Here is a 17,025-nt window from a genome sequence, read left to right on the forward strand (position 1 = left end):
GGGGCCGCTTCGCAGCCCAACGGGAGCAAGCTCCCTCGCCACAGGTCTAGCGTACTTACTTAGCTGAGCTTAAAACGCGTAGCGCGCTTTGAGCATCACGCCATCCGCATCAAACCCACTGCGAGCCTGGCGGGTGTAGCTGGCGCCGACCGAGAAGTCCCACACCTGGTAGTTCACGCCCACACTGGCTTCGTAGCTGTCACGTGCGACTGATGCACCGGTGACCGTGAACGCCGAACCGCCCAGCATATAGCTGGAGGTTTGCGCCACGCGGTCGCCCATCAGGTCGTGGTACGCCATCAACGTCGCTTCCGGCTGCAAGCTGCCGGCGCCCATTGGCAGGTTGCCGGCCAAACGCACGCCAGCGCCCAACTCACCCACTTCATAACGCTGCGAGCGGGTGCTCAGAGCTGCCGAAGAACCTTTCTCATCATAGCCATCCATGCGCACGTTGGAGTAGCGCGCGGCCACACGAGGCTCGATCACCACCGCCTGCGACGGCTTGAAGCTGTAGCCGCCGATCACGCTGGCCGACAACACATTGCTGTCGTAACTGCCCTTGGCCGTGGTGCCGGCGATGTGGCGTTTGCTGTCGTTCTCGTTGTGGCCGTAGCTGAGGCTGCCGTCGACAAACCAGTTCTGCAGCGACCAGTTACCGTACAGCGACAGCGCGTGGCCCTCGACGTCGGTCTTGTTGCCCAGGTCGGAATGGATGTTGGAGTTGAGGTAGCTGTACGCCACGCCCAGGATGGTGGTGTCGTTCAAGCGACCGTCCACACCCACCGCCATGCCGCTGCTGTTGGCCGAGTAGCCGTTGTCACCGCCACGGCCGTCCTGGTCCATATTGCTGCTCAGGCCCTGCACCCACACGCCGCCGGTTTGATGGGTTTCACGCTGGTCGGTGAGGCGATTGAAGATCGCGCCGTTGACCACGGTTTGCCCCGACAACGCCACGTCGAGGGCGCCACGATTCACGTCTGGCTTGAGCTGGTCGCCGATCTGCGCCAGTTGCTGCGCCGTGCCGGCGTTGGCCAGGGCCTGGAAGACCTGGTCGTCTGTGCTGAGTTGGCTCAGTACGCCATTCTTGAAGCTGTTGACCGCCGTGGCCGACGCCGCGCTGGCGCCTACACCGGCGAGGTCTTGCTGCACTTGCTGGTTGTCTTTGACCGCCACCACCGCCTTGACCGTTTGTGCATCAGCCGAGTAGCTGAGCACGTTCAACAGCGACGAAGAACTGGCCACAGACAGGCCGTTGTCTTGCACGCTGGTGGCTTGCAGCAGGGTGTACTGGGTGCCGTTGTTGGTGCTGGCGAAGTCGCCCGGGTTGGCGCTCACAGTCAGCTTCGACGCCTGGGCGAAGTTGGCGGCACCGTTGACGGTCAGGTACGGCGTGGTCGGCACGACGCTGTCAGACAGGTGCATATCGATGCCGGCGCCGCTGGCCACGTTGAGGTCGCCGGTGATGGCGGTGCCTGGGGCCGAGAGGTTCAGGGAACCTGAGTTGATCGACACCGGGGCAATGATGCGGTTGCCGGTGAAACCGGCCTGGCCGTCGATGTTCACCGCGTTAAGGTTCAGCACGTCGCCGATGATGTTGCCGCCGGTCCAGTTCAGCGAAGCCAGGTTGGCGGCGTTGATGGCGGTGCCGGAATTGCTGCGGATTTCGCCGGCTTGTTGGTTGATTTCAAAGGGCGAGGTCTGGTCGGCGGTATCGACGGTAATCGCGATGCCATCCGCCGTAATAGTGCCCCGGTTGACGATGCCGCGCGCGCCCGTGGCGCTGGTCTGTGCGAACGTCGCACCAGAAAACTCAAAGGCGTTGGCGTCTGTGCCCTTGGCTTCGATGGTGCCGGTGTTGAGGATGTAATCGACGGTGCCGTTATAGAAAAACAGCCCCTTCGCTTCATTGCCATTGGCGGAAATCAGGCCACTGTTTTCGATCCGCAAAGGGCTGGTGTCGGTTTCCACCTCAATACCCCAAGCGCCTTCACCGGTCGCAGTAATCGAGCCCGAGTTGAGGAGCTTGCCGCCGATGGTAGTAGGCGTGCCGCCATTGACGTCCAGGATCAAGCCAATCGCATCCCGGCCAACCATGTCGATCACACCGGTATTGGAAACGTCCCCGGCAATGGTAGTGCCATGCAGGTAAATGCCTTCGCCACCGCCCAGGTAAAACGGCGCCGGCGCAGGGCCCGGCGGCGGCGTCGAACGGATCGTGCCGGAGTTGATGACGCTACCGCCAATGGTCGTGGCGCCGATCTCCAGCCCTTCATAGCCACCGTTTTTCATCAGGATATTGCCCGCCTGAACCACATCCCCGGTGATAGTGCCGGGGTTCAGATTGGGCGGGCCGGACCAGAACAACGGATCGATGGCTATCGCTCTGATCGTTTTGCCTTGTGAATCCAGCGTGATGTCTGCGCGATTGATCAACGAGCCTTGAATACTGGTGTTGGCAAAGCCCAGACCGGCGGGAAGGGTGGTGTTGGAATCGACCACCTGAGAGAACTGGCCAGTGATGGTCACCGGCTCGTTGAAGGCCTCATTGATCCAAATATTCTTGCCCTGGCCCAGGTCGAACTCCACTGCCAGCACTTGAGTGCTGATTGCGCCAACCATGATTGCCAACAGGCTTTTTTGGAACTGCTTACGCTTCATTTCTAACTCCATGAACTACAGGTAAAAGCCGCCAAGAGGCCCGGCGGCCGTAGGTGTACTGAGCGAAGGATCACAAGATCCGAATGCATGCCCCCGACGCGCTTGCCTGATACGCAGGCACGACAATTCGCACCGCGAGAGGCAGTGGCGAAGAAGGCAATAGGGGGAAAAGGCTCACATTAATCCTTAATGTTTTTGAAAACGTTGCAGTCCATGCAGCCCGACCGGTTATGAGTGGGCGCGGTAAAGACACTGGAATGTAGGAAAAGGTTCGGAATTGTGTCGGAAAGTTGTGTAGTCGATCACACTGAGGGGGCGTTTGAGAGGTGTGGGGCTTGAGGGAGTGGCGGGGTGCTATGCCTTGCATGGTTTTGGGCGGGGGGCTTATAGTCCGGCCGTCGCTCAAAAGGCGATTCAGGTTTGGCGACCTGACAACAGAATGCAAAAGCAGCCGCTTTCATGCAGGTGTTTTTGCACCCGCAAAGCCGCGCCTTTTATGGCGGCTGTGCGCGGGAGACCTTCGGGTCTGCCGGTTTTCTGTTGCCGGTTCGCCAACCTGCGTACAGCTGCCACCCATTCGTTTGGCGACGAATGAGTGGTGGCCTCAACCACTAACAGAGTGTCAATTATGAATCGATACATGCCCCTAACCGGCGGCGAAAGCACCCTCCCCGCCCTAATCATCGACACCCAGGCGCCCCTCGACGTCCTCCACGACGCCGCCGTGCACCGCATTCAAGCCGTCACCCAGTTGCTGGAAAACCTGGCCTTCCGCGATCAACTCAGCAGCGATGCCGTGGTGCTGCAAGACTTTGCTCATCTGCTGGCGATTCCGCTGCGCGATGGGTGTGATTTGTTGGATGTGATCAGCCGCAGGCTCAACGCCGATCCGGCCTGAGTGAAACCGGGCGGCCTCGGTGCCGCTCGGTTCAGGAATTTAGGGCCCGGTAACAAAGAGGGAAAGATCTCCCCTGCTCTCACTTCATCCAATTAGTGATGCGTTTTTAAACGCAGTAACCATTATCGAAATCAATATAAAAGGCAAAACTGCCAATCCCGAAAAAATGGCATAGAAGGAACGCAAAAAACTTTTACTCCACGATAGGCGTCGAACGTCATGGAGCAACCTCTTCGACAAATGGGGACGGATTTATTTAGAATAAGCAGCACTAAATTATTTTAAATAAATCCGTCCCCTTTATCGTCATGGCGGAACCGATGGACCTATAGCGCCGTCCGGCTTTACACCGGTCTTTGCCCTGACCATCAGGTCTCCGTCAGTAACGTTACCACCGTGAACACCCAGTGAATGTGCGTTCGGATGACTTGTGAGCAACTCAAGTTTTTGTTGATCAATTTCACTTGAGGTATTTTTTGGGCCGTCGAAATTTGCATCCTTAGCTGCAGTTTTACCTGTCCCCACAACTCCTGCGTCTCCAGGAACCAAACCCGACGCACTACCTTTTGCACCAGAGCCGACCTGATCCCTGCCTCCCGCTTACTGGCGTCAACCCTGTACTGTTGGTCTGAAATCATCAATCGTCTTGTTTTTTTCTTTCAACAGAGACATGACAAACTCAGGATCAAAATCCATCAACAATTCGATAGCATCATAAATTTTCCAGCTATGCACTTCGGGATGATCAATTATGGCGGCAAGATGCTCTTCAACAAGAGGCACATACTCTGAGTAGTTCTTCCTCTTCACGAAATCAAAAATCTTGGCTATTTCGAACGGTTTACTACTCGCCAAAGTAATAATCTTCGATAGCGGAGAATAGATCTGGACTCTAGCCGCCTCGACTTCCCCACGATCAGCCACATTGGCAAAATACCGAGTAACAGCCAAGAGTATTTGACGATAAGTGTCGTCGTACCCATATAGTCGATGGGAATAGGTTCCTTCGATGCCTTCGGGTTTTTCCATACTCCCTTCCAAAGCGATCAAGCCTTCATAGACGCCCCAACTGGTCAGTAGTTTCGCAGCCAAGAATTGCTCCTCATCGTTACTCGCATGACGGAGCAAATCCAGCACAGCGTCAATTCTTTCCTGTGGGATATCCTCTGGATCCAAATCTCCTGCCGTCACGGCATAATCTGCATGCTCTGGAATGCTATTCAACAGTTCGTATGTTTTCGGCTCCATAAAAAATACCTATTTTTTTACTCTTTTAATATAGTCGGCTGGCACACAGCCCATAATCAAACATTCACCATCGCGCTTAGCGTTCCCCAGATCTCTCTCCGCGTTAATCAACGAATCGCTGTTATTCTCAGATGGGTTTCTTGTATACCTTGCACGGGCTGCATCCACTTTCGATTGCAATTCCGCTGTCACCTGTTGATTCGTCAAAAATTTGGTATCTGGCAGTGCGCCGGAATCAATGTCCTGCTGCAAGCGCTTAACGTCGATCTCAATTTTATCAGTACCATAGTTTTTCGGGTTCGACGTTGCAATTGGATCAGTAACAGATATATAGGGCGAATTCTCAGAATTGCCACCACGCACGTGCGTTTGGACACTGCCAGTCCCGTTGACGTTGGGTGGAACCAAATCGCCGTTTTCATTGATATACGCTTTGGGTTTGCCGTTTCCGTTGACCGTTGCGCTGAATTCGTTATCGCTGCGCACAACGATCTGACCTGGCCCTTTTGGACCATTGGATGAGCAAGATCACTCTAAGGAGTCGAGCTTCTCGATGTCTTTCCAATCCGGTGCGAGCCCAAGTGATTGCATGTGCCTGTCAAAAACCGTTCCTACCAGATCGGAAACGGGCTGATCTTCAAGCCATACTGAATCGCACTCGAAGCACATTAAGAAACGGTGCTCGGGCATAGTTTTAAGTCGAACGCGCCAAACAACATCTTGCAGACAGAAGGGACAGAGTTTCATTTCGGGAAAGCCGTAATAACTTGCGTTGTTCCATCGCGAACCACAATCTGAATCGAGGCTTGTCCGCTCGTTCCGACTTGTCGCCCCATGTCGACAACCCATACACGGTTGCCGTTGGCTTGTAGCGTACCAGGCCCAACCCGCGAGGCCCACGCTTGATCAACAAGTCCAATAACCTGTTTTCGGTCCACGCTGAAAAGTGAGTGAACCGGCTTGGAGGGATTGGGAACAGTATGATCCAGAACGTGCAACACTCGGTTCCCGTGTGCCGAGCCTTGACCATAAACTAACCCGCCAGGCGAGACCCAAGATTTGGTTGCGGCATTATTTTAAATAAATCCGTCCCCTTTATCCCCCTTTATCCTTTAACTGCATCCAGTAGTCATATGTTTCTCGAAGTCGACCGGTTTTTTTTGATCCATCAGCAATAGCGGATGCGAATGCGTGAGCAACCCTGATTGGATTGGTAGGCGACGTGCCAGATGCCGATATAACAGGCTGCCCGTAATCTGCCTGTTTTCTACTGCCTTTTAACTGACTCCAGCTCAGCTCAGGGTTACATCGGACCGCCACTTCACCATAATACATTCCGACTAAAACAGCCAAAGACATTGCATCTTCGGATAGAACAGGTGTGTTCAAATCAGCCGTGCCGGCAATTGAATCATTTCCTGTTTCGTTAACCGTTGATGGCAGTTGCTCTTTATGAATCCGTGAAGCTAACCACTCAGCCACACCATCTAAAGATTCCGGGGAAAAATCCGCGTTCCAGCTTTCATATCCCGGCGTCTGCCAAACAGCTTGAATCAACTCATCTAAACAGTAGGGTTTATTAAGCATAAAGAGCTCATAAAAACTATTTAGCTCTTTCGAATTCATAGATGAAAAAAATCTGTGACTGGCGTATAGGCGGTTGTAAACTCCATAATCAATGCACCTTAATTTTGATTCCCGCGTCGGACAAAGCTTTTTCAAGGGCTGGCGCAGGTCCAACGCGTCCTGTGACGGGGCTCCTATAAAAATTCCATGTTACCCCATTAACCATACCGCGGCTCAGGAGCTCCGTATCCTTCATCACTTGAAGGGCTGTATTGGCGTCGAGTGAAGTGTATCCAACCTTGGACTCATGAGCCAAAGCACCTGGAGCTAGCTGGTCGACGACACGCACGCCTTGTAGCGAAAAGGGGACGGATTTATTTAGAATAAGCAGCACTGAATTATTTTAAATAAATCCGTCCCCTTTACCTGCTGGTTCCGGCTACTTCTTTTGCACCAACTAATCCATGCAGTAGTAACTGTAAAGATCCGCATCAGGCCAAAGTTCGTCATATGCGGTTAACGTGCTTCGCAGGGCCTCGCTACGAGGGTCCTCGGAAGGATTCATATTTGAAATTACAAATTCTTTAATTTCGGGCCACTGAAGCTCACGCATACAAAATGCCACAACTTCAAATGGCGAGTTTCCAGACATTAAAATCAATTTAAATTTATCTATAAAATCTTCTTTATAGCCAGGATGCTTTTTTACAAACTCCAAAATATTTAACAAGGACATCTCGTAGGAAATGTCTAGTTCTTCACCAAAAGCGGCTATAGCCATATCGCAAAGCTCATCAAACTCTTTAATTACGTCATTCATTTCGGCACCCAGGCACCTTTTCTTGGGGGAAATGGGGACGGATTTATTTAGAATAAGCAGCACTAAATTATTTTAAATAAATCCGTCCCCTTTATCCTAAATAAATCCGTCCCCTTTATCCCAAAGAGCGTAATGTTCCAGGCTTGCCCACAGAAACTAAAACAAAAATTTTGTCTGACCCTGATTACCTCCTATAAATTAAGCTCATATAGCGCGTTCAAAAAATCAGAAAAGTTTCTCGACACCAGTGTCATATTTGAATCGTCAGGCTTTGCTCCATCACACTTTTCTAATTCATGATCCCAAAAATAGACCTTGCCTCTGCCCTCCCCTTTAATACCCAAGCAAATTTGGTTGCCTCCAGGGTCGCATGCAATTGCTATAAACCCTTCAGGGATACGCCCTCTATACAAGTTTAAATTTCTGACAAAATCATATGTATCACTCCTATTCAAACCGTAAAAACGTTGAACCGATGACCCATCCTCATTATCCATAAAACGGAAACTATCTGGTTCAGGGTAACCTCCTCCGTTATGAGATAAGAATAGATAATATTCTCTAGGCAGAGTCACCCCAATAAAACTCTCTAGCAATTTCATCGCGTCATCTGAGATGGAATTTCCAGGTTCTATTATTTCAATCATATCAATAAAACTCCTATTTATACGGTTTTATTCCAGAGGTTGCTACACCACCAGTATGGCGCACAGCATCATGTAAATCTGAAGGAATTAATTGCATCAAGCCAGACTCTTGATGATGATGCCAAGTAAAATTATCAGGTGTACGTTTATAACCGGAAGATTGATTAGCCAACTTAAAGTCTCGATCGCGGTTCCCTGTCAAATCGATCCGTACTTTCTTCACGGCATAGGGGGCGAAATCAGGATACCCAGCTCCAGAAAAATGAACACTATTCGGGTATTTTTGAGCAATTTCCGCAGGCAAATCGCCTAAAGGAATTGTGGTGTTTGCATACCTCTGTGAATTTATCGGGCTACGACCATTAACAGGTCGAATACGATCAATATTTAGTTGTCCTGCATCAGCATCGCCTAAATTCCTGATACCAGACACTTCCTCAGCAACCGTAGTTCCGTGCGGCCCTTTCGCCCCGTTGATTACAGCGGAGTAAAAAGCTATACCCTCGGCAGTGCCGGGGATATTTTAGCACTTCAAATGACCAACTAAAGCCCCATAACAAAATTTCTAATTAACTGTCTGTCCGAGTCATTTTCAGCCGCCCCATTTAAAGTTGGAATCAAATAATAAAGCAATAATTCAACCCTTGACGCCTCTGCCGGAATAGCTTCCGCAACACAACCAAGTAATAATTTTATAGACATAATGGCCGCAAAGGACTCATACCCCCTCGGCCCAGAAAAAGGTAATTTTCTAAAGTAATATTTTGCTAATCGCTTCTGATCAGAACGCTTCCACGTACGATGGGGAATAAGTAGCAACGCTTCTCCCCAATCAGCAGACTCTATCGGATACTTAGTTATTAGCCAATCAGCAGCTTGATCAGAACTCATGTTAACAAGCTGTGCGCATAGCGCTCTCTGTCGCTCATCCATATTAAACCTACTTCGGACTAAATAAATTTTCTGGCAGCCCGGAGTTACTACTCAACGATGCTGGCGGCTTGTAATGCCCAGAACTATTAGTCCACTGACTTATTGTTCCTCGACTTGGACCATCATTATTCCCAAAGCGTATAGAACCTGCATATTTGACGTCCCCTCCACCGCTAAGTCCAAGGTGAGTCGAAAAATCCTCATTAACATTTGGTCTACTGACTCGAACTGCGCCATCAGGCATTGTTACAAAATCATATGATCCTGATGGCGTTATCTTGCTGCCACCTGGAGTTTGCAACCAGTAACGACCAGATGAGTCTTGAACAAGAGTCCTTATTGGTCGCTGCGCAATAGCAGGGTCATTTGGGAAAACATTCGTTAACGTACCGCGCTCAGTAAGGTTCGGAACAGCCCCAGGTCCTTTTGCACCGCTTTACTTTGTGTTCAACAACCTATATTTTCAACCACAATTCCGTGCGCAGCTTTCATATAAAAGCAATATTCTTCCCCTGCACGAATCAATACACCTCTCTCCCACCATTTCTCACCCGCCCTTATAAAAAGGTCGGGCTGCAGCAGACTTTTAAACATATCATCAAGGCAAGCCAGCTCATAAAAAATCTCTTTAAACTCATCTGCGCTAACAATTTTTGGCTCTTCTAGCAAGCGCTGCAGCAAGGACCTACATCTAATATCATTAAGGTATTCAGAATAATCCCAACGATATCCATCTTTGCACTCCTCAATAAAAAACCTCCACTTCTGAATTAAAGACACCAGACTTTCACCACCAAACCCAAGGCGCGTTAAAACACTCGCACATAGTTCAAATATACTTTCATCTTTCATAACTGATCCTTAAAGTATTTTAGCTGTGCGGCAGCATCACCGCCTGGCCTAAAGAAGGTATTTATTTTTCCTCCTCTCATAACACCAAAGTATCCAGTCGACGGTTCGAATCTAAGCATGGAGCCATCTGCCCGAGTTCCTTGCATTACTCCTCCGCGAGCAGCGGGAGACCAAAAAGATCGTGCGGCACTAACGTAAGAGTCTAACGAAGTAAATTCTGGTACATCCGCACCATCTGGCTTCGCTGTTGCTTTACCCTTTCCGCCCAGTATGACCCCTTGAGAATGTTTGGCATAATGCTCAAATGTTTTTCGCCCATTTGAAAAATCAGGTAATAACTGAAGTTCTTTAGGTCCTTGGCTGGCAACAACATCTACACCTTTAGCAGTACTTGGGCCGACTTCGCCTGTCGCTTTTGCACCGAAGTTTGCGTCATTGGCCGCCGATTCACCAGAACCTACGACCTTCGTTTCCCCTGACACCAAACCCGATGGTGTCGCTTTTGGACCAGGTATCACGTCCTTTGGTAATGAAGTCGTCAACCCGCCCTTGAGGCCGTATGCGCTGGCAAATGCCACCATAATGGCATGCATCGCCATAACGGTATCATACTGTTCCTCGACTTCCGCCCGCGTCTTGTCCGAGTCTTTTGCCAGATTGTTTATCGTGATGTCGTGAAGAATGCTACCGGCGTCCAATCCCCGCAGAGCGGCTTCCGCATTCGCCGCATCAACACGGTAGAGGTCTTTATAAAGTAAGTTGTACGCGACATTTTCCCCGTATTCAGCGAGGGCTTTTTGAGCAGGGGCAATCAAGTTGCTACACGCTGTACTGGATAAATTCCCGGCGGTGCACACTCCACGAATCGCTTCATCTCGATCTTTATCGGTAACGTTTATATACGCGAGTTCATCTTTTTCTTTGTCAGTGATGGTGCCCAGCATTTGTTTGCGTGAAAGCACAAACTTACGGGTAGCTTCCGGCACGCTGAGATAGTTATTCTCAACCGCATTTTTCCCAACCTGCGCGGCTGCCACCGCATTCAGCGCGTCCTTGCCAACCAACGATCCGGAGAGCCCAGCCGCCAACGTCGAGAGACTGGAAATCGTCTGCTTTTGCCCTTCGGACAGGTTTTCGTTACTGACTCCGCCATACAGACTTTCTTTGATCAGCTGTGCGGTTTTCTCCGCCGCCACGGCCCCGGCTGCCCCTGCCAGCGCGGAGTTACCACCGGCCCGCGCCAACACCGCACCCAATACCGCATGGGCCATCAGGTTGGCCTTGGGGTCACCATCGGTCATCTTCTTGACCGTCTGCGCCAGATACGGCGCCGCCGCACCCGCCAATGCCCCCCCTACACTGCCGCCCATGGCCGCTTGCACCACAGCCGTCACTGCCTGGCTGGCCTTCTGGAAGCTGCTGCCAACGCCATAATCCTGCTGGGCACGCTGGCTGATCTGAGCCTGTGTCGGATTGGCGATACCCTCATCAATCAACTTCAGGCGCGTGGCTTTGCTCACATCGCTGTCTGAGTCGTTGGCGGCCCTGATCCTGGCTGCAGCAATCGCATCGCCAATGCCCTTGGTCAACTCCATCGAGCTTTTGACCAACTCCATGCGCTCTTGCATGGCCTTTTCATCAGGCTTGTCGAGGCGCTGGTTAGCATTAGCCGTGTCGCGGTTCAAACCGACGAGGTCGTTGGCGCCTTCGGGGTTGCGCACTACGATCGTGCCTTCGCTGACAGCGCTGCGCGTATAGCTGTGATCCGAATCATTAAGCGCCATGCCATACAGAGCGCCAGGTGTGAGGGTGCTCGCGCCGCTGCTGTAAGAACCGGAGACACTCATGCCCGCGGACTTGCTCTCGATCTCGCTCTTGTTCTTGATGTCACTAACCAGCAACCGATCGGTGAGCAGCAGGTTTTTGTCGGCCGTGGCTTCACTGGCAATCACCGCACCTTGCAAGGTGGTGTTCTTGGCCACGTCGATGGTGTAGCCGCCCTTACCGGCGAAGAAGCCGCTCTGGTCGGTGACGGCCTGGTAGTCGCTGTTCATTTTCGACGCCGCCAGGTTCGCGGACGCTGTCACCGGGGAGCCATAACAGATCGGCGGAATGCAGATGCTCGCACCGAAGCCCGCGCTGTTCTGCTTGCTCTTGGACGTTTCGGTGTCTTGGCGCGACAGAATGTTGAGGTTGCCGCCGACGTCGGCATCAATGCGATCAGCGCGTACCTGCGCGCCGATCAGGCTGGTGTCCTGGCCACTGCGCAGCACCAGCGAGCCGGTGTCCAGCGTGGTGTTGACTTGGGTAACCGAGCCGCCCGAACCCAGGTTCTTGGCGGTTTGTGCACCGAGGTCGATGGTGAAACCGTTTTGCTCGCCTATGTTGAAGCTGGCACCGATAGCGGTCCTGTTGCGTGAGCCGTCGTTTTTGCGGTCGGTAGTGTTCTGTGCGCTTTGCATCAGGATGTTGTTTTTCGCGGACAGCAACGTGCTGTCGGCTTTCAACGTACTGCCGGTAATCGTCAAGTCACCCACAGTGCCCGGCGCATCGCCCGCAGCGATGATCGACAGTTTGCCCCCGGCGTTGAGGTTGCTCTGGTGAGCGGTCTGCGCCGTGTATTCGCTGCTGCTTTTGGTACGGGTGTTGGCCAGTTCGGTGCCGATCTTGATGAACGAACCGTTGCCGACGGAGCCACCGGTTTTGTCCTTGAAGCCGGTGCTTTGCTTACAGGACGAGGTGTTGGCTTTTTGATGCCTTGCGCGTTTTTACGCTGAGGACTTATAGTCCGCCGGTCGTCCACATGGCGATTCAGGTTTGGCGACCTGACGGTAGAGAATGCGCAAGCCGGGGGCTTTTTTGCAGCCACTTGCGCGCCTGCAAAGTCGTTTTATGACGGCTGTGCGCGGGAGACCTTCGGGTCTGCCGGTTTTCTCTACTGCCGGTTCGCCAACCTGCGTACAGCTGTCACCCATTCGTTTGGCGACGTTTGAGTGATGGTATTCATCACTAAAGTAGAGAGTCCAAAAATGAACAGATACATGCCCCTTACAGGCCACGATTCAACCATCCCCGCGCTGGTGATCGACACTCAAGCGCCCCTCGATGTTCTCTATGACGCCGCCGCTTACCGCATTCGTGCGGTGACTCAGTTTTTGGAGAACCTCGCGTTTCGGGAGGAGATCAGCAGTGATGCGATAGTGCTTCACGACTTTGCACTGTTGCTGGCAATTCCGCTGAGAGATGGGTGTGACTTACTCGATGTAATTGGGCGGAAGCTGAACTCACAAAACATATAAATAACAAATGGGCGGTTATTTTTATAACCGCCTTGTTTGACCATTTCAAACAGATGAAAACGAAAATCTATTTTTTAAAGAACGTAATATTTCCAGGCCAGTTCCACAGACACTCAAACAAAAAAACGTTGTCTGACCCCGATTACCCTTAGAAGCCCTCATCCGGCTTGCTCAAGCGCTGCACGTCAGCCTGGATGATTTGGTGTTTGCAGAAGGAGAACGCGGACCGTCAGACGATTTGCGCCTGCGTTTCGAGGCCGTCAGTCATATGCCCGAAGCCGAGAAATCAGTGATCAAGGCACTGCTCGATGGGATGATTCTCAAGTACCAGGCATCAAAAATCATGGGGACGGATAACAGCAGCCGACCACCCAGTGCGTAACCAGAAAAAAGGGCCGATCTGAAAGAGTGAACCGGCCCACATGCTTCGCTGCTGCGTATAGCAAAAGCTATACGCCATACGTCAGTGTTTATTGGGTGAAACCATTTCGTATTACAAATGTATAGCAGCACCTTGAAGGCATAAACTTGATAACCAATTGAAACATATAGAAAATATCCACCTCGCAAGAGGTGCGTGTTGTGTATTGAGATTTTGCTCCTGTTAAGGAGCGAAAAATCATGCTCAAAAAGTGCGTATTGGTTAGGTAGACCGAAGGTCGTCAGGGTGGGTGCAGATCGGGTGAAAAACACCGGCGCAAGGCCGGTGTCGAGAGTGTCAGATCAAATTGAAACTTCTACAACTCACCAGACCTCATGAGTCTCAGCTCTGTAATTCTTTTCAATACGCTCAACAAGCAATGGCGCACTGATAATCCCTTCTGTCGGATACTCCAGCTCATTAGGCCTAAATTCTCTTTCAAGTCGAAATGACTCTTTACCATCCCACAGCCAAAGGGAACCACCCGGTCCACCATTCCTGGAGCGAAATGTAGGAAATACTTGTAGCCTTTCGGGCACCGGAACATTTTTCACAACTGATAGGAGGCCTTGATTTACCGCACTTTGAACAACAAAGAACGCAGAAAATTGTGGTTCTCCCTCAACCACCGCTGAAAAATCTATTGGTTGTTCATTATGAAATCCGGGGAAAACACGAATTAAAAAACCGAACTCCGGGTGCTTATGAGTAACTTGCGCATATGCGACACCTTGCGAGGTCAGCACCTGCAAAATGTCGCCCAGCTTTACTTTCTTAGCCATTTAAAATCCTTCATATCCAGCTTTTTTCAGCAGCTCAGCACCGCGAATCAAACCCTGTTCATACTTGGTCGGGTTTTTGACAGACGATATGGAGTTGATTTTATTGATTAACGTGCCGCCATCTTTACCAAGACCATGGTAATCGATCAGTGTCTGCTCAACTGCCCGAGCGTCAGTACGAGAAATATTGTCAAGCCCTCTGATTTTTGAAACCACTATACCTTTTTGTCTGAGGTGAGCTTGACCACGCTTAACTATGTCGTCGGTTATTCCAACATAACGAGTCACGCCATCAACAACGCAGTTATAAACGCAGGTCTTTCCGCCTATAGAGGCAACCTCACCTGCGCCTTTTGCACCATCTACATAGCTTTAATCTCTGCAATCAGAGCCAAAAGCTCAGACTCAGTCAACTCAAACTCCTCACCTTCCTCCATTGCCATCAATGTGAGGAGTGTTCGATCCATGGGAGCAGTGATTTCTAAGCCATGGTTTTGATAGATTTCAAATGCCACTTTAGAAATCCTAAAGACATCGAAACCATTAACCAGTGCTTTTTCTAAATCCATAGCGAGATCGACTTGTGAGTACATTATTCCCAACTCTTCAATTCTGCACCTGTAGGAGGATAATGTTGTGCACTAACTGGCTGCCCATTAATGCTTTTAGGGTGAACCCGTATGACACTCCCTGAATGATCATAGCTTTCCATCCACTGTCTAGTGGAGCCAGTCGTAGGATTGTACTCCGTAGCAAAGGGAGCACCACGAGTAGCCCCCTCAGTTCGAGCAGGAACTTCCTGTGTGTAATAACGAATTCGTCCATCCGGAAGTGTTTTTGTAACCGCCGCTGTCTCTTGTGCTTTCTGTAGGCCTGAAAGCTTCGCCCTCAAAGCAGCTTGGGCATTAACACTTGCGGCTCCACTTGAGATTACTGCGGTTTCTTTTGGACCTAATCAGTATTTATGCCTACTTTAAATTTACACCACATTGGAAACTCGCCAGAAAACACAAAAAAATCATCAACGTATTGCAAGCCTACCGCCTCTAAGCGCCGAGTAAGTTCATCCGTCGCCTCTCCTCCAAAACAGGGCCCAAAGGAAATCAAATCAGCACTCATATCAAGTGGCGCATCAAACTCAAGCACCGCTGACAGCCTATCAATATCTATAAATTTAGATAACAACGCTTGCCGACGAATAACGATTCCACATTCAACAATATTAATAAAATTCATGGTTTCACCCCTGGAATTTTTATGCCATCAGGCACATTAATCTTAACGTTATAAATAGGTGAACTCTGATTTGGCTGAAAAATTTGCCCCCACTCCGGCTTCCCACCCTGACTGATAGCCTTTTCTGGAACGGCAAAGTCTATACGAATAGGACCTGTCCCGCCTGGCTTAGCCGCACCCGGAGTTGTTACGTAAACACGTCCACCAGCTCCGACGCCATTGGGAATAGCCGTCCCTCCATTTTGCATCCACTGAGAAACCTCTTCAGGGGAGACCCAGCGAGATACTGGTGTATATCCAGGGGGTAATGGTCCTTCTGCGGCACCCGGATCACGGGGCGTCATAACTCTGTAATTTGACCCGAGATCACTAATTAGTGGCGCTGGCTGAGGTGAACTAGGAAGTGCTGCTTTTGCACCAACTAGTCAGACGATATTTAGTGAAACTTACGCCATGATATCCACAGACACATTTCCTGAACGAGCAAACTCGATAAAAATAGCACAAACAATTTCCACATCATGTGTGACGGCTCTAGCAGGATACATCTCCCCTAAAATGCTGACGAGTTCGTTTTTTGAGTTGAGATCAGTCATAGTTCTGACGACATGCTCACCATCTTTATCATACTCGCTAAGCATCAGTAAAAAATTTTCACTTTCAACATAAAGCGCCAATTCATAGGGGCGACCTTCAGATTCAGACTCGCACCGCATCTTGATAACGCCGGAGCCTTTACCAATGGAAGTCAATACCCCTCGAACATCCAATTCTTCGGGATCCATGATAGCTTCTAACTGATGGCGATATCCATCAGCGTCAACAATATAGCCGCCAAAAACCATACTCATGGCACCTCCTTAATCGACCGCATTCCCGGCACCCAATTATATTTTTTTGGTAATCCAGTTACGTCGTCTATCGCTTGAATAGTCAAAGAACTCAATCCGGATTTTTCCGCAGCGGCTGCTATATCACCTTTGCAAAATCCACATACATCTTTACCTGCAACGCTCATAGCCATATCAGCACCTTGAGTCTTGCCAGCATTATATGCCTGCTGTATGACGCCAATTTCTGCATGAGCGTCAGCCATATTTCCATTCGGCAAACATTTTCCTGTTGCTTCAGTTTTGGCCGTTACTCGATCAGCTATCAGAGTTGCCTCATCTGGATTTGCCTGAGCTACTGGACGAGCTGTTTGGTTTACATCAGTAAATGCCGCATCTCCAATTTTTCCCTCTGCGGTGACAACCGGAGAAATACCTTTTGCACCTACAAGTAATCTAGCCAGTCACCGGACTTAACATTCTGTCTCTTCTTGAGGAAATCCTCGTACCGAGCTTTATGTTTTTCAACAGCACCCTCAACATCTATAGAAATAAAACCACGCCCTCTCTCCTCTACAGATAAAGCTGTTGGCTTAATCTTCATCGGCGAAAGCTCTATCAAGACCCCTGAAACCTTAGACTTATGAAATATAAAGCTCTTTCCTCCGGCCAAGGGAAGGATTTCATCCATCACAGAAAACATTATTTCAGGGTTAGACATCTCAATTTTTTCACCATCTTCATAACTTTCTGAATAGTTCTCTGGGATGAGGAAAAGCTTATAATCAATAATAACCAGCCAGCCATCTAGCTCAACAATATCGCCGATATTCAT

Annotated in this window: 20 protein-coding genes and 1 pseudogene; 3 read left to right on the top strand and 18 right to left on the bottom strand. The window is 50.2% G+C overall.

Going from position 1 to position 17,025, the window contains the following annotated elements; all coding sequences use genetic code 11:
- Positions 1-69 precede the first annotated feature (69 nt).
- A complete protein-coding gene (locus ACR52_RS15150) occupies positions 70-2,658 on the bottom strand; it encodes an autotransporter family protein (protein WP_048725509.1) in 2,589 nt (862 codons plus the stop codon).
- Positions 2,659-3,298: 640 nt separating this feature from the next.
- On the opposite strand from ACR52_RS15150, the gene ACR52_RS15155 reads away from it, so the two are divergent.
- A complete protein-coding gene (locus ACR52_RS15155) occupies positions 3,299-3,556 on the top strand; it encodes a hypothetical protein (RefSeq protein ID WP_048725511.1) in 258 nt (85 codons plus the stop codon).
- A gap of 609 nt (positions 3,557-4,165) precedes the next feature.
- Here ACR52_RS15155 and ACR52_RS15165 read toward each other — a convergent pair.
- The 9 genes and pseudogenes from ACR52_RS15165 to ACR52_RS31265 all read right to left on the bottom strand — a co-directional run.
- Positions 4,166-4,804 (bottom strand): hypothetical protein, encoded by a 639-nt coding sequence (locus ACR52_RS15165; protein WP_048725515.1) that lies wholly within the window; start codon positions 4,802-4,804, stop codon positions 4,166-4,168.
- A gap of 9 nt (positions 4,805-4,813) precedes the next feature.
- The gene (locus ACR52_RS31260; RefSeq protein WP_236692149.1) at positions 4,814-5,290 is read right to left on the bottom strand and encodes a hypothetical protein; all 477 of its coding nucleotides are present in this window, start codon (positions 5,288-5,290) and stop codon (positions 4,814-4,816) included.
- A 609-nt stretch (positions 5,291-5,899) separates the two neighbouring features.
- Entirely contained in the window at positions 5,900-6,430 is a 531-nt protein-coding gene (locus ACR52_RS30390) for a hypothetical protein (RefSeq protein ID WP_152687625.1), read from the bottom strand.
- A gap of 397 nt (positions 6,431-6,827) precedes the next feature.
- Positions 6,828-7,190: a hypothetical protein gene (locus tag ACR52_RS15175; protein WP_048725518.1), complete on the bottom strand. Its 363-nt coding sequence runs from the start codon at positions 7,188-7,190 to the stop codon at positions 6,828-6,830.
- Between the two features lie 191 nt (positions 7,191-7,381).
- Positions 7,382-7,837, bottom strand: a complete 456-nt coding sequence (locus ACR52_RS29470; RefSeq protein ID WP_082143160.1) for an SMI1/KNR4 family protein — start codon at positions 7,835-7,837, stop codon at positions 7,382-7,384.
- A gap of 13 nt (positions 7,838-7,850) precedes the next feature.
- The gene (locus ACR52_RS29475; protein ID WP_161799301.1) at positions 7,851-8,270 is read right to left on the bottom strand and encodes an HNH endonuclease; all 420 of its coding nucleotides are present in this window, start codon (positions 8,268-8,270) and stop codon (positions 7,851-7,853) included.
- Between the two features lie 110 nt (positions 8,271-8,380).
- Entirely contained in the window at positions 8,381-8,728 is a 348-nt protein-coding gene (locus ACR52_RS29480; RefSeq protein WP_236692150.1) for a hypothetical protein, read from the bottom strand.
- 489 nt (positions 8,729-9,217) lie between these two features.
- Complete coding sequence (locus tag ACR52_RS15185; protein ID WP_048725522.1) at positions 9,218-9,622, bottom strand: hypothetical protein; 405 nt, start codon at positions 9,620-9,622, stop codon at positions 9,218-9,220.
- Positions 9,619-12,351, bottom strand: a pseudogene (locus ACR52_RS31265) (hemagglutinin repeat-containing protein); the annotation flags it as partial. The gene ACR52_RS15185 and the pseudogene ACR52_RS31265, both read right to left, overlap by 4 nt.
- Before the next feature lie 300 nt (positions 12,352-12,651).
- Here ACR52_RS31265 and ACR52_RS15195 point away from each other — a divergent pair.
- Positions 12,652-12,921 carry a hypothetical protein gene (locus tag ACR52_RS15195; protein WP_082143168.1) on the top strand — a complete coding sequence of 90 codons (270 nt, stop codon included), beginning with the start codon at positions 12,652-12,654 and terminating at the stop codon, positions 12,919-12,921.
- 202 nt (positions 12,922-13,123) lie between these two features.
- Positions 13,124-13,303 carry a hypothetical protein gene (locus ACR52_RS30395; RefSeq protein ID WP_152687626.1) on the top strand — a complete coding sequence of 60 codons (180 nt, stop codon included), beginning with the start codon at positions 13,124-13,126 and terminating at the stop codon, positions 13,301-13,303.
- Positions 13,304-13,665: 362 nt separating this feature from the next.
- Here the strand turns inward: ACR52_RS30395 and ACR52_RS29485 are convergent, their stop codons facing one another.
- The 8 genes from ACR52_RS29485 to ACR52_RS30405 form a co-directional block, all read right to left on the bottom strand.
- Positions 13,666-14,124, bottom strand: coding sequence for a hypothetical protein (locus tag ACR52_RS29485; protein ID WP_082143163.1), 459 nt, complete (start codon positions 14,122-14,124; stop codon positions 13,666-13,668).
- Positions 14,125-14,412 carry a hypothetical protein gene (locus tag ACR52_RS30400; protein WP_152687627.1) on the bottom strand — a complete coding sequence of 96 codons (288 nt, stop codon included), beginning with the start codon at positions 14,410-14,412 and terminating at the stop codon, positions 14,125-14,127.
- Between the two features lie 74 nt (positions 14,413-14,486).
- On the bottom strand, positions 14,487-14,717 hold the full coding sequence (locus tag ACR52_RS15205; RefSeq protein WP_048725526.1) for a hypothetical protein: 231 nt from the start codon (positions 14,715-14,717) through the stop codon (positions 14,487-14,489).
- Positions 14,718-15,075: 358 nt separating this feature from the next.
- Positions 15,076-15,360, bottom strand: coding sequence for a hypothetical protein (locus tag ACR52_RS15215; RefSeq protein ID WP_048725530.1), 285 nt, complete (start codon positions 15,358-15,360; stop codon positions 15,076-15,078).
- Positions 15,357-15,704: a TreTu family toxin gene (locus ACR52_RS32005; protein WP_455430632.1), complete on the bottom strand. Its 348-nt coding sequence runs from the start codon at positions 15,702-15,704 to the stop codon at positions 15,357-15,359. The genes ACR52_RS15215 and ACR52_RS32005 overlap by 4 nt, the downstream gene beginning before the upstream one ends.
- 102 nt (positions 15,705-15,806) lie before the next feature.
- Positions 15,807-16,211 (bottom strand): DUF6911 family protein, encoded by a 405-nt coding sequence (locus ACR52_RS15220; RefSeq protein WP_048725531.1) that lies wholly within the window; start codon positions 16,209-16,211, stop codon positions 15,807-15,809.
- Entirely contained in the window at positions 16,208-16,654 is a 447-nt protein-coding gene (locus ACR52_RS32010; protein WP_152687628.1) for a cytidine deaminase-like fold-containing protein, read from the bottom strand. Before ACR52_RS32010 ends, ACR52_RS15220 begins: the two co-directional genes overlap by 4 nt.
- The gene (locus ACR52_RS30405) at positions 16,636-17,025 is read right to left on the bottom strand and encodes a hypothetical protein (protein ID WP_048725533.1); all 390 of its coding nucleotides are present in this window, start codon (positions 17,023-17,025) and stop codon (positions 16,636-16,638) included. The genes ACR52_RS32010 and ACR52_RS30405 overlap by 19 nt, the downstream gene beginning before the upstream one ends.

The organism is Pseudomonas fildesensis (genome assembly GCF_001050345.1).
Lineage (GTDB): Bacteria > Pseudomonadota > Gammaproteobacteria > Pseudomonadales > Pseudomonadaceae > Aquipseudomonas > Aquipseudomonas fildesensis.

Excerpts from the sequence above, each read along its gene's own strand:
- ACR52_RS15150 (WP_048725509.1), bottom strand. The coding sequence starts at position 2,658 with ATGAAGCGTAAGCAGTTCCAAAAAAGCCTGTTGGCAATCATGGTTGGC.
- ACR52_RS15155 (WP_048725511.1), top strand. The coding sequence starts at position 3,299 with ATGCCCCTAACCGGCGGCGAAAGCACCCTCCCCGCCCTAATCATCGAC.
- ACR52_RS15165 (WP_048725515.1), bottom strand. The coding sequence starts at position 4,804 with ATGGAGCCGAAAACATACGAACTGTTGAATAGCATTCCAGAGCATGCA.
- ACR52_RS30390 (WP_152687625.1), bottom strand. The coding sequence starts at position 6,430 with ATGAATTCGAAAGAGCTAAATAGTTTTTATGAGCTCTTTATGCTTAAT.
- ACR52_RS15175 (WP_048725518.1), bottom strand. The coding sequence starts at position 7,190 with ATGAATGACGTAATTAAAGAGTTTGATGAGCTTTGCGATATGGCTATA.
- ACR52_RS29470 (WP_082143160.1), bottom strand. The coding sequence starts at position 7,837 with ATGATTGAAATAATAGAACCTGGAAATTCCATCTCAGATGACGCGATG.
- ACR52_RS29480 (WP_236692150.1), bottom strand. The coding sequence starts at position 8,728 with ATGAGTTCTGATCAAGCTGCTGATTGGCTAATAACTAAGTATCCGATA.
- ACR52_RS15185 (WP_048725522.1), bottom strand. The coding sequence starts at position 9,622 with ATGAAAGATGAAAGTATATTTGAACTATGTGCGAGTGTTTTAACGCGC.
- ACR52_RS15195 (WP_082143168.1), top strand. The coding sequence starts at position 12,652 with ATGAACAGATACATGCCCCTTACAGGCCACGATTCAACCATCCCCGCG.
- ACR52_RS29485 (WP_082143163.1), bottom strand. The coding sequence starts at position 14,124 with ATGGCTAAGAAAGTAAAGCTGGGCGACATTTTGCAGGTGCTGACCTCG.
- ACR52_RS15205 (WP_048725526.1), bottom strand. The coding sequence starts at position 14,717 with ATGTACTCACAAGTCGATCTCGCTATGGATTTAGAAAAAGCACTGGTT.
- ACR52_RS15215 (WP_048725530.1), bottom strand. The coding sequence starts at position 15,360 with ATGAATTTTATTAATATTGTTGAATGTGGAATCGTTATTCGTCGGCAA.
- ACR52_RS32005 (WP_455430632.1), bottom strand. The coding sequence starts at position 15,704 with ATGACGCCCCGTGATCCGGGTGCCGCAGAAGGACCATTACCCCCTGGA.
- ACR52_RS15220 (WP_048725531.1), bottom strand. The coding sequence starts at position 16,211 with ATGAGTATGGTTTTTGGCGGCTATATTGTTGACGCTGATGGATATCGC.
- ACR52_RS30405 (WP_048725533.1), bottom strand. The coding sequence starts at position 17,025 with ATGAATATCGGCGATATTGTTGAGCTAGATGGCTGGCTGGTTATTATT.